The following is a 14,859-nucleotide window of genomic DNA, read 5'->3' as shown; positions in this document are numbered from 1 at the left end:
TCCCTTATTTCGACGGCTGGAACATAGCTTTTTGAGGCTTACGATTCAAACGCTCTGTCAGGAAAACTCGATATCCGCTCCGAGGCAATTCGTTTCGACACGGGCGAGGGCTGCCAATGGTAAAGGCCGTATCGGAGAACGGATACTGTAGTATCCCACTTGGTCCGGCGACTTTCCTGTAGCGTGCGCGAACAATTCGGTGACTGTGAGCCCGCAATTGCGCCCCTGACAAGGGCCCATGCCGCATCGAGTAAAAAACTTGGCCTGGTTTGGCCCTACACAGCCAGCGGCTGCCAACTCTGTGATCTCGCCGGCGGTAATTTCCTCGCAGCGGCATATCACCGTATTTTCCTGCGGCGGAATTCGGAACTGTGATGGTGGTCGATACAGCGTATCAATAAATTTGCGTATTTCAGTAAGTTGGCGGAATTTTCGCTGGATGGAGTTCCTGGTCTTCGGATCGATAATCAGCTTGTTGTTTTCTGCGATGTGAAGTGCCGCCAAACGCGCGGAATGTACCGCTGCCTTTGCTCCCATTATGCCCGCATTGTCGCCGACCGCGAATATGCCAGGCACGCTTGTCTGCCAGGTACCATCGATTGTCGGGTGAAAGCAGAGCTGTGAATCATCCCATTTGATCTCGCAGCCCAGATGTCGGTGCAGCTGTATGTTGGGTACAACCCCCTGGTGGAGAAGAATACAGTCGGCTTCCACAACGCCGGATTCGCGGGGCGAAGAATATTCGACCGCCTCCGCACGGCTTTCACCGCGAATCCTGATGTCATTGACCTGGCGTATCCGGCGAATGCCGTAAGCAGATATCGCGCGGATCATCCCGATACCGTCAAAAAGCTGCTTGCGGCTCGTGAACCCAAGGGCGGCATGGCGAATAGCGCGCCAGTAGTTTCCGCGTGGGGTCGTGTCGAGCACAGCTCGGACGTCGGCACCGGCCTGCGCCAACTGTCCCGCAACGAGGTACAAGAGCGGGCCGCAGCCCGCCAGCACGATTCGTCCGGCAGGAATGGCTGCGCCGGATTTCATGGCTATTTGCGCTGCACCCGCGGTCATGACGCCTGGCAACGTCCACCCAGGTATAGGAAAAGGTCGCTCGAGCGCGCCCGAGGCAAGCATTATGGCATCAGCTTCAACCGCTGCCACTTCGTCCTTTTGCACGAAATAGACTGTCTTGTCCGCCGAAATTTGCCAGACTGCCGCCTCTGTCCTTATATCAAGGCGCATGTGCTGGGCGGCTTTCAGCAATCTTTCGCCATCCTCGTAGCTTTTCCCGAGCACCGGCCGCATTTTGTCAGTCAGCTTGTCAAGATTGCGGTAAATCTGGCCGCCAAGCCGTTTCCCGTCGTCGAGGATCACGACAGATAGGCCGAGTTCGTGCGCCTGTAAGGCGCCTGCCAATCCGGCAGGACCGGCGCCGATGACGACCAGTTCAAATTTTTGCATGGCAGTTGTCCTGCGTTTCGACGGCCATGCCGTCACGAATTTCAGCCCTGCAGGCCAGAACGTCACGCACTCCGTCGACAATGATCCGGCTTCAAAACAGGCGCCCATCATGCAATAGGGCAGACGCGGTTTTCCGGATACCGGGTTGACATTGAAATGGTCGAGGCCGTTTTCCAGCAGCGCCAGTGCAAGCGTTTGGCCAACCCTAGCGGTTACCGGCACGCCGTTGATCTGGATGATTGTCCGCTTGGCGGCCTCTTCCTCAAATATCGGGCGGAAATTCATGATCTCTTCCTTGAAAAGTCCGGGAATCGAGCCTCCAGGTTTCCTTCTTCAATGGCCGACGCCAGATCTTGCGCATGCACGGGAGCCAGTGTGACTCCGCTATGAACGTTCACCGCATAGGCATTGGGATAGGAGTTGGAGCGCAGGTAGAGCGGTATCCCATCCTGTGTGAATGTTCGCAGCCCGCCCCAGGCGCGCAAAAGCTGCGCATCGGCCAGAGCGGGAAAAGACGCTATGGCTTTCCTTGCAATGACTGACATGATCTCCGGCGTGGTTCCGGCGTCGAGTCCCACCTCTTCCCGAGAATCGCCGATAATGAAGGCGCCTTCATCCATTTGCCTGATTGTGTGGGTTGGATAACGCAGCGATTTCGGCAGTTTATTCGTAACCAGCACCTGCCCCCTGACGGGTCTGACATCCATTGCGATGTCGATCATGGGTGCCAGCTGGTTGTTGCCTAGCCCTGCGGCCAGCACCAATTTAGCACAGCTATATGTCGAGTTCCCGGCTGTTACCTGGAAATCGGACCCTGCGGGCCGGATTTCTGTGACAGCGCTGGATGCCCTGTATTCGCCACCAATTGCGCCAAATGCCGAATGTAGCGCCCGGAAGAACTTCAAGGGGTTCACCGCGCCGTCCAGACGGCCGTAACAGCCACCGACCACTGAATTTCCAAGGCCGGGAATATGCTTGTCCAGTTCGCCGCGCTCCATCATCTCATACGCGGCAGCCACGGGAAGATCGTCGTCGAATTGTTTTCTCATCAATTCCGCGCGATCTTTCCATTCCGCCTCCGACATGCAGAGATAAAAGGCCCCGTCGCCCTCCAGGCAGACGTCTATTCCGCTCAATTCCTTCAACTGCGAACTAAAGGCCGGCCATATCTTTGCCGCTTTGCGCGAAAGCTGCGCATAGGGTCGGAAGGTGTGGCCCTTGGTCTGGACCCAAATGAGGCCGAAATTGCCCCGTGCGGCACGATTGTCGTCATCGCAGCCATCAAGCACGAGCACATCAAGGCCGCGCAGTCTCAGCCCCAGGGAAATGGAAATCCCCACCAGACCGCCACCGGCAACAATCACGTCGAAAATTTTTCTGGGTGAGTTCATAGAAGTTCATTCAGCCGCCCTGAATGCGTCAAAGGCTGACTGCTCGCTTTTTTCGAGAATCTTCAAAAGGCCTACGAGGTCTGGCGGAAGTTCCTCGCCAACCCATCAATCGAAATGAGGAGATGTTCTCGCTGGCATTATTTCTATTCGTCACGGGTCCGAAATGGTGTGATCGACCAATCGATTAAGTCGACAGCACGCTGAAGTATCGCCTCGGTCTGAGCAACGCTGGGGGAAGCAGCTATAACATGTCCGATCCAATCTCGGTCATCGCCTTTCCTGACGATCGGCGTCTTGGGTTCAACATACAGTTTGACTTCGGCGACTCCCGGTACAGCAGCTGCTTGACTGCCGCCGTCGATCCACTCAAGGATGCCATCGCGATCAGGAACCAGGGACCGGGCGGCCGCAGTTTGCGAATGCCTTCTGCGTAAATCGCATTCGTCGCCGGTGACAAGCTTGAGGTGCTCGGTGATGAGATCAACACCATAGGCCAGATGAACCAATTGAGGATCGGGCGTGCCAGCAAGACGCGGATTGACTTCAATGACGACCGGGCCGCGCATCGTCCACCGGAGTTCAATGTTCGTTGGCCCCCAACCAAGGCCGAGAGCTCGCAAACAGCTCAGTGAAACATCGACGATACGCTCATGTTCGTCATTATTTAGCGGGGCTGGAAAGGTGAACCCACGATAAACGAAATGCGGTAGGGGATCGAAGTCAGCGGCGGCAATCCCAATGACCTCATTTCCCATTGTATGGGCCGTATATTGGAGGCCCTGTGCAAATTCTTCGACCAGTATCCTCGGCAGAGAGCGCCATATGTGCTTCCCGCTCAACAGATAGGCCGTGTGTTCGGCTAGCTCATCGACGTTGCGGCACAATCGGACACCGCTACTGCCTCTGCCTACGGTTGGCTTGAGAATCACCGGCAGGCCGATCTCCGCAGCAGCGCTTTCTACGTCCGTCGCATTCGCTGCCACGCGATAGGCAGGCATTGGAACGCCGGCCCCTGCGAGGACCTCACGTTGAGTGAATTTGTTGCAGCATCGTTCTGTGGATGCGGGGTTCGGTCCCGGCAGATTGAAATGCCGGCAGAGCTTGCCAGCTGTCGCGTAGAATGGTTCCCAGGGGCTCGTAATGCCAGCAATGTCATAGGTCGCAAGCAGCCGGCAGCATTCGCGGATCAGCGCGTCCAGATTATCTGTGTCGAGACGGATTGCCTCAGTCCTTTCCGCCGCAAGATACTCGTACTGAGTTGGATCAGCCGACAGGGTAATTGGATGAAGGCCAAGACGCTGGGCCGCTTGGACGAACAGCAGACCATTGCCCGTTGAATCGCCTTCAATCAGGATGAGTGCTCTTTTTGCCATTGGTCAATACCCCGAGAGTGCGTGCAATGTGGCGGTTTCGAGGACATCAGTATCAGCTTGTTCAGCCGTGCCCTGACCTCAGACTCTTGTAGGCGTACAATTGTCCTTGGCGGGCGGCTGCGGCACAGCCGGTGCACTCGCGAAAAGCTCGGCAAATTTCGCCTCAACGTCAATTAAGTGAATATCGTGAGTCGACAGCCAGTCCTGATTGAAGATTGTGTCCAGGTACTTTGTGCCGCTGTCGCAGGCGAGGGTCACGATACGCGATCCGACCGGCGCTTCACGGGCCACGCTGAGCGCCTCGTAGATCGCCCCGCCAGTCGAGCCCCCCACAAGGAATCCATGCCGCCGCGCCAGGTGGTGGCAAATCGAAAAGGCATTGTCGTCGCTTACTTTCCGACCCCAATCTATCGCGTCGTAATCGATCACCATGCCCACATTGGCCCCTTCGGGTGTACCAGTGCCCGATTGACGGTAGCACCCGCCCTGACCGCCAAAGATGATACTTCCGACAGGTTCCACGCCAATCACTTGGACTTCGGGTATATGCAGCCGCAGTTCACGCGCGGTCCCGCAAAGTGACCCCCCCGTACCGATGGCCGACACGAAATGCGTAATTGTCGGTCCGAGATCATCTAGCAATTCAGCCGCCAGCCCCATGTAACCAGCGGCGTTGGCGGGGTTGTTGTGCTGCTCGGTCCAGTTAGAGCCATCTTCGATGGCAATCCGCCGGGCCTCCTCGTCACGCTGGTCGGTGGCTAGGACACCATCGCCGCTACCAACGACTTGGACGTTGCTGCCGAATGCACGAACAGTAAGGATTTTATCTAAACTTGCATGAGAGTCCATGAGGGCGGTAAATTCGAGTCTGCGGACAGCGGAGATCATGGCCAACGCGCTAGCCGTATTCCCTGAGGAGGATTCGACAATTCTGACAGCGGCTTCATCTAGCGTGATAGGCAGGCTGTCGACCATGCTCAAGGCCATGCGGTCCTTCATCGAGCCAGTAGGATTGAACATTTCTAACTTGATATACAGGCTGACCTCACCGCACCGCAAAGGAAAGTGCAGCATGGGCGTGCGTCCAATAGTTTCAAGAATGTTATTAACGATCATTGGGGAAAAACCCCTCTTTGCTTAGGGTTTCGTCGGCAAAGATCTTCCACCCGCACGGACGCCGGACCGCGGCTATCTTTTTGGGCAAGGGAATTTGGTGGAACGAACTCTCATTCGAATCCATTTGGTAACCGGCGGTATTGGCGAAGACGACAAGATCACTCGGGGCGATGCCACCCTCGATTGTCAGGCCGCGCCAGCGGATGACATCGGATTCAAGACAGCTGCGCCCGACCAGAAAATAGCTTGCATCGTGTCGCGGCACCTCGCGTTTTTCTCGCCACACGACCACCGGAGACGGCACGAAATCAGCGCCAAACCAGGTTTCGGAGAGTGAAAACGACATGCCGTCAAGCACTACCCCGAATCGACGGTCTCCAAGGTCCTTGACGTCGATCACAACGAAGGCGCTGATCCCACACTGGTCTAGAAGCGAGCGACCAGGCTGCAGTAGGATCGGTAGCTGGTGACGGTGGAGGAAGTCGCGGTCTCCCGGGTCGGCTAGAGCGGTCTGGATCACTGCAGCCGCGTGCTGAGCTCCAGCAAGCTCCGGAACGTAAGGATAGTTGCCGGGTTTTGCTACGTTACCCCAGTGGATGCCACGACCGTATGCAACCGGATCGAACCTCTGAAGGTAGCGCATGGGATATCCGCCACCGATGTCGATTCCGCCGGGCGTCAGGCATTTGTCACAGACACGTCGTAGGAAGGCGATGCAGAAGCGCAATTGTTCTGCGCGCGTCTGGACCTGGTAGTCGTTGATATGAAATGACACGCCAACCCGATCTACCTTGGTCTTTTCAAGCAGCGTGAGACACGCCACCAGCTGATCCTCGGTCATTCCAAAGCGCGAGCCGGGCTCGGTTATGGGACGAGCCCGAAGGAACAGACTACCAATACCCACGCCGTCTGCCAGCGTGAGAACGCGTTTGAGTTCTTCGATGCAGTCGATATGAATGGCCACTTTATGGCGTATGCAAAGATTGATTTCGTAATCCGACTTCGCCGGCCCTGTTATCGACACGCGCCCCGCTGGAACTAGGTTCATGAAGGCCGAAGCCATCTCGTGGGCAGAAGATACGTCGGCGCCGGCGCCAACCAGTGCGAATGCGCGCAGGAGCGAAGCAGACTTACAGGCCTTCAACGCGAACTGGACCTGACAATCGCCATAGACGGTCCGCAACTCGTTCAGCCAGTGGAGGTAGTTTTTGGTGGCTTGGTCTGGATACACCACATGCAGCGGCGACCCGAAACCATCGACCCAAGCGGCCAGTTCGGATCGGCTGTTGAGTAAATCGACCGCCCAATCGCTGAGTAGCGGCGCCGGTTCGTCAGAAAAGTATTTCTGGAACATTGACCGTTCCTCATCTCAGTTCGTCAAGATCGATTGAGCAACATGGTAGAGCAATCCGTAACTTGTGGTTTGTCGTCTTGAAGCCCATCAGGTCGCCAGATAGGCCGGCCTGGATGATACTGTCCACGTCAACGGGCCCGGGCTTGGACCAGTAGATCACACGCAAGTTTGGATCATCGTAGGAAAGCATCACGCATGGAACAGACAAGAGACCGAGCTCCCCGGCACAGAAAAGGCGATGATGACCGTCCATGATTACGGAATGGCGATGTTCGACAAAGATCGGCCGGGTCCACCGCCCCTTTTCGGTGATCATCTTCGCCAGCGTCCGAGCACGTTCAATGTTGATTTCCTCGGATGGTCGGAGCTGGCTGACGGGCAGCTTGACGACGGTGTAGTTTGAGATGAGTTGCGCGGACGGCAAGGCTTTCTCCTCAGTCCGTGGTACGTTTGCGGATAAACATGCATGTGCCGTACCAAAGGAAAAAATCGTTTCTGAACAACATGAACGCTTTAAGACTACATGCCGCATAACCAACAAGTCTGTCTGAAAGTCGCCACACTAGCGTGGAGCGGGGTTGAGCGGAGGGCGTCGGCATCGCTGATTTTATGGAGGGAAAAGGACGCCGGGGAGTAGCCCTATGATACATGTAGAGGTGTTCACCTCGGTTGAGAGACGCTGGCGGCAGTCGCGCGATGGGAAGGGGCATCGGGTACAGCATTCTTTGAGGCGGTATGACGGCGTTGGAGGTCACGTGATCGGCGGGTATTTACGTCAGCCAGCTCTTCCGATGCGCATTGGTCCCGGTAGAGGTGGGCGCTGCCTTGCGTGTTGAAGGGGTTCGTCGGAATCTCCGACCTTAAGGTCGATGAGGTTTTGGAGTGCCAACCAGTGATCGGCGCTGGCGGGATGAGGACAAGATCCTGATCGCCGAGGAAAGCTTCGAACCCGGCTGTTGTTTACGACGTGGCGCGGCAGCATGAGATTGCAAATAGCCTCTTGTTCAGTTGGGGGACGACAAGCCGGGGGCTGTTGAAGGTGTTCTAGCTAGCAGACGGCCAGCGCCGCCAGCGGTGGTCTACTGCGCGCTCTCGCGATCGACAGGAGCATCCCGAGTCGTCATTCTCCCTTTTGAAATCCCCGGCCCGTTTCGTTGTCATCGTTGTTGTTGATCCTATGGCTCCCTAGCCCGGCTTGTGGGCCATGGACGGGCTGAAAACCATCAGGCTCAGTATCTCGAAAAGCACCTGAGCGCCGGCCTGAGCAGTATTGGTCGTGGCATCATATTGCGGAGCGACTTCGACGACATCGCCGCCAACAAAGTCGATGCCCTTGAGGCCGCGGAGGAACTCCAGCACTTCCCGGGTGGAGAGCCCACCCACTTCAGGCGTACCCGTTCCGGGGGCAAAGGCGGGATCCAGGCTGTCAATGTCGAAAGAGAGATAAGTGGGGCCGTCGCCGACGATCTGCAGCGCCTTTTCGATGATCGCGGGAATGCCAACAGAGGGGATATCCTCGCCATGGATCACCGTCATGCCGGATTCGTAGGAAAACTCCCAAAAATATTCGGCCGCACCACGGATACCGATCTGGATAGTTCGTGTCGGATCGAGCACACCGTCGAGCACCGCATTGCGAAAAGGGCCACCGTGATGGAACCTGGTCTGGCCGAAAGCACCGCCGGTGTCGCAATGAGCATCGATGTGAATAAGTCCGGCGGGACGTTCTCTGCCGACCGCCTTGAGGATCGGATGGGTGACAGAATGGTCGCCACCGACCGTGAGTGGTATCACGCCGGCCGTGACGATGTTGTCGAGATAGGCCTCAATGTCGGCGTGGCACTGCTCGAGCCGATAGCGGCTGGAAAAGGGGACGTCGCCAATGTCTGCGACGCGCAGATCAAACACCGGCGCGCAGTCGAGTATGTGGTTGTAGGGACCAACACGCTCCATAGCGCGTAACGCGCGCGGCCCGAAGCTGGCGCCGGTGCGATTAGTGACGCCCAGATCCATCGGCACGCCGACGATCGCCACCTGGATGTCGCCGAAATCGGGATTGGAGGGGTCGATCGGGCGGCAGGGCGCGTCAAGGAAGGTCGGGATGCCGGCGTAGGGCGCGCCGCCGGAGCCAGGAACAGAGGAAATCTTGTTGGCGACACGGCGGAACTTCGGATCGAAAGGCTCACCGCTATCGCCTTCTCTATATTTGTTATGAAGAGCCCTAAGACGTTCGCTATTCCATGCCATTTTATCTACGATCTCCCTGGTTGGCGCGGCCTTTCCGGAGCCGTGGGCCGGATTTATGTCGAGCTCCCGTTTGATGCCGATTTGAACTCACTGCGCCGAATAAGACCCGATATCGATGCGTTGAGCTGCGAGGTCATCCGCGATGCGGCAACGCAGGCGAGTGAGATCGTCCACCGGAATCTTCTCGAGACGCCTGATTTCATCGCCGGTCAGCGGCGGGCCAGTCTCACTGATCGAGCGATCGCCTCAATGATCGAGCGCCCAGTTCAGTGGCCGGGCGACTATCCAAAAAGCCGGAGTTCTCGATGCCCGGCACATTGGCGAGAAACAGTCGCCCATCAGGATGCAGTGTTGAGAATATATAGGCGGCCATCGACATTGTGGTTGGCCGCCATATCGGCGAGATAGACTTCTTGGTAACCGCGGGGATCGCTTCGATCTGTAACTTCCCTCCTGCTCCAGTTGTTGTGCGTGTGCCGCCAAAGTAGCGGTGACGATTGCGGTGACAATAATAAAAAGGCCCGCCGCAGTGAAATTGGGCACAGGGCTTTCGATCACCGGAAAGCCTTCAACGTTCCGTCTAAATATTCTTAGCAGTCCGAAATCTCCTCGTTCGATCTCCACAAAGCAGCGTTCACCACATGCGAGTGATCGTGGCGTGGAAGCTGCGGCGGGAGCCGTGGCCAGAAATCAATCCGCAAGGCAGAACGATGCCGCCGTGTCCAAGTTAAGGTAAATCGCCATCGCGATCTCACCCGCGACATGAAGGTCGGTCGTCAGCTTCTGCCGCCTCGCAACGAGGGAGCACCAAAAACCGTGCCCATTGCGCAGAAAGAGCCCTAGACAAAAGACTCTGCATATTTTCAATGACTTAACGAGAGTGCAGCGAGTGCAGCAGGAGCTAGGCCGAACAGCCTCGGTGTCGCGGATTCGACAAACTCGACAGTAGATGTCGGTTGCCCGTCGTTTCCCAAGACGGCAGACAGGACTCCGCCGCTACAAAGTGGAAGCCGCCCTCATTCGACAGCGTTCCGCATTGGCCTCAGACCAGCCCCTTCGTCAGCTCCAGCGACCGTAGCTCGAACAGGCGGCGGTAAATGCCGCAGTCGAGACGGACTAAACGCCGCATGGTTACCTTCCTCAATGATGCGGCCGCGCTCGAAGACGAGCAGCCTGTCGAGCGCGCGTACCGTTGAGAGCCGGTGCGCATTGACCAGCGTGGTCCTGCCGACCGTCAGCTGTTCCATCGTCTGTCGATGCCGGCTCAATACTCCCCAGAAGTGCCGTTTGAATCTTCCCCAGTTTAGCGCCCTTTCCGGTCTTCCGGAGCGCGCTCCGGGAGACCGGCGGCGCGTGTTCGCCGATGCTTCTTCCGATGGTCGGACGAGGGGTTGCGGTGGTCAGGATCGGGGAGATTGTGATAATACTGGATTTGCATCGACAGGGCCTGTCGGTGTCGGCGATCGCCAGGCAGAGTGGCATCGACCGCAAGACGGTGCGCAAATACATCGAGCGAGGACTCGAGGCTCCGGTCTACCGGCCTCGCGACCCGCGCCAAGCGGTGATCGACCCCTTCACGGCCTATCTTCGCGAGCGCGTGACACGATATCCCGGTCTTACCGGGAGGCGGCTGTTCCGGGAGTTGAAGGAACTCGGCTATGGCGGCGGCTACACAGCCGTTACCGCCAAAACGAAGGCAAGGTCGAGCGGCCGTTTCGCTATATACGCGAGGACTTTTTCCTTGCCCGGTCCTTCCGCAATCTGGAGGACCTGAACGCGCAGTTGCGGCACTGGCTGGACACGGTCGCCAAGCCGCGGATTCACGCCACCACGAGGCGCGTCGTCAACGAAGCCTTCGCCGAGGAACACGCCTCATTGCGGCCGCTGCCACTGGCGCCGTTCCGTTCGGTCCTGAAGCTCGAGCGGCGCATCAGCAGAGAGGGCATGGTCAGCGTCGGTGGCAATTCCTACAGCGTGCCCGACGCCACCAGGCGCGCGTCGTCGAAGTGCACACTCTGGCCGAAGAGGTGCGCATCTTTGAGGACGGCGTGCTGATTGCCGCGCACCCCGTTCTCGAAGGCCGCCATCAGCGTCACGTCGTGCCCGTTCATCGCACTGTTCATGTCGGACTGCGTCGACCGAAGCCGGACGAGGTCATCCTTGACGGTTCAGGCGACAGGGTCGCTCAGCGCCCACTCGCCTTCTACGACGCCGTCGCGCGGGTCATGGCGAAGGAGCAGCGTCCATGACCAAAGCGCTCGACACCACTCCATCCATGATCGACCGGATCCGCCACGACCTCGTCGGCCTGAAGATGCCGCGGGCACTGGAGGCGCTCGACCATGTCGTGAGGCGCCTCGAACAAGGCGAGATCGCCGCCCTCGAAGCCATGGACTGCGCGAGAACAGTCGCATCAAGACGGCGCTGCGCAGGGGCCGCCTCGCCACAATCAAGAAACTGGCCGGCTTCGACTTCTCCTTCCAGCCCTCGCTCGATCGAGACCGTATCTTCACCCTCGCCCAGCTCGGCTTCGTAACCCGCTGCGAGGTCGTCCACTTCCTTGGCCAGCCCGGCACAGGCAAGAGCCATCTGGCCATTGCGCTGGCGGTCGAAGCCGTGAAGGCCGGAAAGAGCGTCTACTTCTGCACGCTCGCCGAACTCATCGCCGCGCTGGCACGGGCCGAACGCGAAGGCCGGCTGCAGGAGCGCATCCGCTTCTTCTGCCGTCCGGCCCTCCTCGTCGTCGACGAGATCGGCTACCTGCCTGTCGTTCCCGGCGGCGGCAATCTGTTCTTCCAGCTCGTCAATGCCCGCTATGAGCGGGGCGCCATGATCCTCACTTCCAACCGCGGCTTTGCAGAATGGGGAGAGGTCTTCGGCGATCCCGTCGTCGCAACCGCACTTCTCGACCGGCTGCTTCACCACGCCGTGGTCGTCCAGATCGAGGGGTCAAGCTATCGGCTCCGGCAACACGCCGAACTGATGCCGGAACACCTGTGATCAAAAGCCGCCATCACGCCGCCGGCACTCAACGCACCGTCGCGACCGCGCGGCCGGCCGCCGAAAAATGGACACCCCTCCGCGACAGCCTGACCGGCCGAGCTGGGGAATTTTACTTCGGCACTTTTGGGGAAAATTCGAGTGGCATTGACAATCGTCTTCTGGATCAGAACCTCCGATTGCGAATCGAGGCTTGAGGTCGCCTCATCGAGGATCAGGATGGGTGCATTCGCGAGGAAGGCGCGTGCGATCGCACCCGTTGGCGTTCCCGGCTGGAAAGTTTCACCTCGCGTTCGCCCACCAGCGTCCCATAGCGCTTCGGCAGGCGTGCGATGAACTCATGCGCGCTGGCGAGCTGCGCCGCTTCCTCGATCTCGAGCTGGCTCGCACATGGCCTCCTGTAGGCGATGTTCTCGGCAAACGACCTATGAAACAGGATCGGTTCCTGATGCACGATCGCGATCTGCGAACGAAGCGACGCCTGGTCACTTTGGAGATATCCTGGCCGTCTATCAGGATCCTGCCGCCGTTCAGGTCGTAGAGCCTCTGGATGAGCTTCACGAAGCTGATCTTGCCGGACCCGGAGGAGCCAACCAATCCAACCCGCTCACCGGCCTTAATCGACACCGAGAAATCGCTGTAGAGCCACAATCGATGGCTGGAGTAATGGAAATGGACGTTCTCGAAATCAATACGGCCTTTCGTATTCCGGATCACTTTGCCCCCAGCCACTCGGCAATGCCGAGCGACCGGCCCTGCATATCGAGCAGTTCCTCCATGTCATTGACCGAGTGACAACCGAGCGCTGCATGTTGCGCAATGCATCCCAGCAATCTGGGGTTCTTCCGCATATTTGGTGCAGGGACTACTTTTTCGGATGTTCCTTTTCCGGTTGGGTCAAGCGACTGCCAGCAGTCGGCTCCGGAGGAGTGGATACGCGGCGCGCCCATACATTTGGCGATTGATCGTCTTGAGTCGGTTGATCTGGCCTTCGACCGGGTTCGTACTCCAGGGCTGGGTGATTGCCGCCCGGACAGCCTCAATGTCACGGCCGATGCCTGCTGCAAGGGAGTCAGCTCACTGCCCATGGCATCGGCGATCCATTACTCGAGGCCGGCATCATCGTCGCCGCGTATCACTGCAGCAAAACAGCGGGCGAGCCGCGAGGGGCCCGTCTCCCGCAACTTAAGGAGTGTTCAGCATAGAACTCGCTGCGTTGGTTGCGCCTCGACTGGCGCAGGCAATCAAGTTTCGGGAAGTTTCTACCGGTTGTTCCGGCCTGGCATCGTCGTTTCCGGCCATCTCGGATGTTATGGCTTGTCCGGCAGCGCTGACCGCCTTGCGATGGCGACCGACGGCCAGACGCAACGCTTCGCCCAGGTTCTGGAGAAGATGCCAGCGGTCGGCGACCTGCGTTGCATCGGGAGCACCGCGACGGGCGCCCTCGGCATAAACGCCGGCACCATCGCGAGCGATGATCTCTTGCCAGGATAGCGTTCCAGCCATGATGCGCCCATGTCGGCATATCGATCCGGCAATAGATCGAGGACGCGGTTGCGCTCCAGATCGCAGATGATCGTTCCGTAGCGCTGTCCTTTACGCCAAGCCCAGTCGCGATGCCGACCACACGCGGCGTTTGCGGCGGCTCGAACCCGGCCTTGCGGATCATCCACAACAGCGTGTCGCCGCTCACGGGCATAGCAAGTCTGTCCGACAGGCGCGAGCCCGACTCGCCACCCACCGCAAAGCCGATCGCCGCCTGGCTTTCGCCTAGCCGCACCGTGCGCCGAGCTTTCGATTAAACCGATCAGGAAGCCTCGCCAGCGGTGATCGCCATCACCTGAGCCTTGGAGATCATCGGCACGGCGTCGAACGTGAAGGTTTGAGGAGCTTGTCCAGCAGGGCCATCTGAGAACAAGATTGTTGCAGAGATTTAATTCAACTTTATCCCAAGAGACGCGCATTCAAGGATATCATGGCCCCACGTTTGTTATAGGCGCCGCTCAATTATAAGTGCGGCTCAGAAAAGGGCTCTTCTAATGTACATTCTAGAAACGCCGCGCCTGATCCTAAGGCCGCCGTTGCATAGTGACGAGCTTCTTCTACATGGACTTAATAGCGATCCGTTCGTGGTAAATGCCGTCAGGGATGGAGTCTATCCGACGATAGACCAGTCGAAAGGTGAACTGCTTGAGTTAATCAATCATTGGGAGCACAATGGTTTCGGCTTATGGATGCTGTTCGCCAAAGATGAAGGTCAAGCCGGAAAATTCGCCGGCTATTGTGGATTGATGCGTAGCGGCAAGTATCTGCCCGAAGATCCGAATAACGTGGAAATCGTAACAGGCCTCCACCTTGCGGCTTCGGGGAAGGGGATCGCCGTCGAGGCCGGCAGAGCAGCTGTCCAATTTGCTTTCGAACGTTTAAAGCTTGGGAAAGTGACTGGGTTTATTCTACCAACGAACACGCGTTCGCTTCGCAAAAATATGAAGATCGGGTTTTTCTATGTCGGGGACAGAATTTACAATGATATGACGATGAGATATTTTGAGGTATCTCCCGCCACATTTGTAAAATCCGATAATGGATCGGCTTTTGATTGCAAAGATACATAATCGAATAGATCAGCGATTGGCGGTTCCGATGCAGCATGTGGTCTTCGACCGAAGCCAACCATCTGCCCTTTCTTGCAAGTTCACGCATCAGACCAGCGCGGTAGCTTCATAAACAGCCCACCGTGAGTGACTGACTGTCGGTAGGTCGCATCCCTGTTTGGAATACGCGTCGCGGAGCCATCTTGGCCAGCGTTCATACGGGAGCGCGACAACAGGCCGGACATGTGCACGCAAGCGATACGATCAAAATACCGCTCGACATCTTGCAGGGAGCCGTTCACATATGCTGGGAGGTAGATCGGTTC

At 57.9% G+C, this 14,859-nt stretch carries 10 protein-coding genes and 5 pseudogenes; 3 read left to right on the top strand and 12 right to left on the bottom strand.

What is annotated here, in order from left to right:
- Positions 1-57: 57 nt before the first annotated feature.
- From AC0L3H_RS11955 to AC0L3H_RS11920, 8 genes and pseudogenes are all read right to left on the bottom strand, one after another.
- The gene (locus AC0L3H_RS11955) at positions 58-1,743 is read right to left on the bottom strand and encodes an FAD-dependent oxidoreductase (RefSeq protein ID WP_473585585.1); all 1,686 of its coding nucleotides are present in this window, start codon (positions 1,741-1,743) and stop codon (positions 58-60) included.
- On the bottom strand, positions 1,740-2,849 hold the full coding sequence (locus AC0L3H_RS11950; protein ID WP_473585584.1) for an NAD(P)/FAD-dependent oxidoreductase: 1,110 nt from the start codon (positions 2,847-2,849) through the stop codon (positions 1,740-1,742). Before AC0L3H_RS11950 ends, AC0L3H_RS11955 begins: the two co-directional genes overlap by 4 nt.
- A gap of 143 nt (positions 2,850-2,992) precedes the next feature.
- Entirely contained in the window at positions 2,993-4,222 is a 1,230-nt protein-coding gene (locus AC0L3H_RS11945; protein WP_473585583.1) for an ATP-grasp domain-containing protein, read from the bottom strand.
- A 78-nt stretch (positions 4,223-4,300) separates the two neighbouring features.
- Positions 4,301-5,338, bottom strand: coding sequence for a PLP-dependent cysteine synthase family protein (locus AC0L3H_RS11940; protein WP_473585582.1), 1,038 nt, complete (start codon positions 5,336-5,338; stop codon positions 4,301-4,303).
- The gene (locus AC0L3H_RS11935; protein ID WP_473585581.1) at positions 5,328-6,692 is read right to left on the bottom strand and encodes a type III PLP-dependent enzyme domain-containing protein; all 1,365 of its coding nucleotides are present in this window, start codon (positions 6,690-6,692) and stop codon (positions 5,328-5,330) included. Before AC0L3H_RS11935 ends, AC0L3H_RS11940 begins: the two co-directional genes overlap by 11 nt.
- A 10-nt stretch (positions 6,693-6,702) precedes the next feature.
- The gene (locus tag AC0L3H_RS11930) at positions 6,703-7,116 is read right to left on the bottom strand and encodes a hypothetical protein (RefSeq protein ID WP_473585580.1); all 414 of its coding nucleotides are present in this window, start codon (positions 7,114-7,116) and stop codon (positions 6,703-6,705) included.
- A gap of 761 nt (positions 7,117-7,877) precedes the next feature.
- Entirely contained in the window at positions 7,878-8,939 is a 1,062-nt protein-coding gene (gene speB / locus AC0L3H_RS11925; protein ID WP_473585579.1) for an agmatinase, read from the bottom strand.
- A 1,042-nt stretch (positions 8,940-9,981) separates the two neighbouring features.
- Positions 9,982-10,195 (bottom strand): annotated as a pseudogene (locus AC0L3H_RS11920) (ABC transporter ATP-binding protein); the annotation flags it as partial.
- Between the two features lie 140 nt (positions 10,196-10,335).
- Here AC0L3H_RS11920 and AC0L3H_RS11915 point away from each other — a divergent pair.
- Positions 10,336-11,188: pseudogene (locus tag AC0L3H_RS11915) on the top strand (Mu transposase domain-containing protein).
- A pseudogene (istB, locus tag AC0L3H_RS11910) lies at positions 11,185-12,032 on the top strand (IS21-like element helper ATPase IstB). The pseudogenes AC0L3H_RS11915 and istB overlap by 4 nt, the downstream one beginning before the upstream one ends.
- A gap of 121 nt (positions 12,033-12,153) precedes the next feature.
- Here the strand turns inward: istB and AC0L3H_RS11905 are convergent.
- The 4 genes and pseudogenes from AC0L3H_RS11905 to AC0L3H_RS11890 all read right to left on the bottom strand — a co-directional run bounded on the left by AC0L3H_RS11905 (position 12,154) and on the right by AC0L3H_RS11890 (position 13,445).
- Positions 12,154-12,393, bottom strand: coding sequence for a hypothetical protein (locus AC0L3H_RS11905; RefSeq protein ID WP_473585677.1), 240 nt, complete (start codon positions 12,391-12,393; stop codon positions 12,154-12,156).
- A 23-nt stretch (positions 12,394-12,416) separates the two neighbouring features.
- Positions 12,417-12,566, bottom strand: a pseudogene (locus tag AC0L3H_RS11900) (ATP-binding cassette domain-containing protein); the annotation flags it as partial.
- 270 nt (positions 12,567-12,836) lie between these two features.
- Positions 12,837-13,021: pseudogene (locus tag AC0L3H_RS11895) on the bottom strand (ISL3-like element ISAzba9 family transposase); the annotation flags it as partial.
- Between the two features lie 103 nt (positions 13,022-13,124).
- Positions 13,125-13,445, bottom strand: a complete 321-nt coding sequence (locus tag AC0L3H_RS11890; RefSeq protein ID WP_473585578.1) for a hypothetical protein — start codon at positions 13,443-13,445, stop codon at positions 13,125-13,127.
- Between the two features lie 533 nt (positions 13,446-13,978).
- On the opposite strand from AC0L3H_RS11890, the gene AC0L3H_RS11885 reads away from it, so the two are divergent.
- Positions 13,979-14,554, top strand: a complete 576-nt coding sequence (locus AC0L3H_RS11885; protein ID WP_473585577.1) for a GNAT family N-acetyltransferase — start codon at positions 13,979-13,981, stop codon at positions 14,552-14,554.
- Positions 14,555-14,859: the final 305 nt, after the last annotated feature.

Source organism: Mesorhizobium sp. WSM4816, assembly GCF_055811535.1.
Note: the sequence above shows the minus strand (reverse complement) of the source record. Positions and strands in the feature narration are given on the sequence as shown.

Coding starts and splice junctions, on each gene's coding strand:
- AC0L3H_RS11940 (WP_473585582.1), bottom strand. CDS start 5,338: ATGATCGTTAATAACATTCTTGAAACTATTGGACGCACGCCCATGCTG.
- AC0L3H_RS11945 (WP_473585583.1), bottom strand. CDS start 4,222: ATGGCAAAAAGAGCACTCATCCTGATTGAAGGCGATTCAACGGGCAAT.
- AC0L3H_RS11890 (WP_473585578.1), bottom strand. CDS start 13,445: ATGGCTGGAACGCTATCCTGGCAAGAGATCATCGCTCGCGATGGTGCC.
- AC0L3H_RS11950 (WP_473585584.1), bottom strand. CDS start 2,849: ATGAACTCACCCAGAAAAATTTTCGACGTGATTGTTGCCGGTGGCGGT.
- AC0L3H_RS11955 (WP_473585585.1), bottom strand. CDS start 1,743: ATGAATTTCCGCCCGATATTTGAGGAAGAGGCCGCCAAGCGGACAATC.
- AC0L3H_RS11935 (WP_473585581.1), bottom strand. CDS start 6,692: ATGTTCCAGAAATACTTTTCTGACGAACCGGCGCCGCTACTCAGCGAT.
- speB (WP_473585579.1), bottom strand. CDS start 8,939: ATGGCATGGAATAGCGAACGTCTTAGGGCTCTTCATAACAAATATAGA.
- AC0L3H_RS11885 (WP_473585577.1), top strand. CDS start 13,979: ATGTACATTCTAGAAACGCCGCGCCTGATCCTAAGGCCGCCGTTGCAT.